This is a genomic window from Streptomyces sp. NPDC101110 (assembly GCF_044759525.1).
Taxonomy (GTDB): domain Bacteria; phylum Actinomycetota; class Actinomycetes; order Streptomycetales; family Streptomycetaceae; genus Streptomyces.
Map to the genome: position 1 here is coordinate 1 of NZ_JBIVZM010000037.1, position 1,154 is coordinate 1,154.

Below are 1,154 nucleotides of genomic sequence, written 5' to 3' on the forward strand. Positions count from 1 at the left end.
GACTGGAATGACACGGGGGTTGAGGTTTCGGGGTTGACGTTGCCGGAGTTGTTTGCGGCGCAGGTGGTGCGGACGCCGGGTGCGGTGGCTGTGGTGGTGGGGGATGTGGAGTTGTCGTATGCGGAGTTGGATGCGCGTGCGAGTCGGTTGGCTCGGGTGTTGGTGGCTGAGGGGGTGGGTCCTGAGTCGTTGGTGGGGCTGGCGTTGCCGCGTTCGGTGGAGTTGGTGGTGTCGGTGTGGGCGGTGTTGAAGGCGGGGGCTGCGTATGTGCCGATCGATGTCGATTATCCGGCGGATCGTATTGAGTTCATGGTTGGTGATGCGGGGCTTGCGTGTGTGATTACTGCTTCGGGGATGGTGTTTCCTGAGGTGTCGGTGCCGTGTGTGGTGCTGGGTGATCCTGGTTTTGAGGATCGGTTGGCGGGTGTGTCGGGTGGGGATGTTGCGGATTCCGAGCGTGTTGGTTCGCTGAGTGTGGATCATCCGGCGTATGTGATTTATACGTCGGGTTCGACGGGGCGTCCGAAGGGTGTGGTGGTTTCTCATCGGAGTGCGGTGGGTTATCTGCGGTGGTGTGGTGAGGAGTATGAGGGGTTGCGGGGGGTGGCGGGTCTTCATTCGTCGGTGGCGTTCGATCTGACGGTGACGTCGTTGCTGGGCCCGTTGCTGGTGGGCGGGTGTGTGCGGGTGGTCGGGTTGACGGAGAGTGCGGATGTTGTGGAGGCGTTGTCGGGTGAGTGGGGTTGCACTTTCTTGAAGGTGACGCCGAGTCATCTGGGTTTGCTGGGTGATCTGGCGCGGGGTTGTGTGTTGTCGGGTGATGTGGTGGTGGGTGGTGAGGCGCTTTCTGGTGAGGTGGTTCGGCGTTGGCGTGAGGTGAATCCTGCGGCTCGGGTGGTGAATGAGTATGGGCCGACCGAGGCGACGGTCGGGTGTGTCACGTATTCCGTTGGGGCCGGAGATGCTGTTTCGGCTGCTGGTGTGCCGATTGGTTCTCCGATTGCGAATACGCAGGTGTTTGTGCTGGATGGTGCGTTGCGTCCGGTGCCGGTGGGTGTGGCGGGGGAGTTGTATGTGGCGGGTGTGGGTCTGGCGCGGGGGTATGTGGGTCGCCCGGGTTTGACGGGTGAGCGGTTCGTGGCCTGCCCCTTCGG

The 1,154-nt window shown here is 62.6% G+C and carries 1 protein-coding gene; it reads left to right on the forward strand.

Translation table 11 applies throughout. From position 1 onward, the window contains the following. Positions 1-33: 33 nt before the first annotated feature. Positions 34-1,154, forward strand: a 1,121-nt coding sequence (locus tag ACIQU3_RS36855) for an amino acid adenylation domain-containing protein (protein WP_403930169.1), incomplete at its 3' end; no start/stop codon positions are given.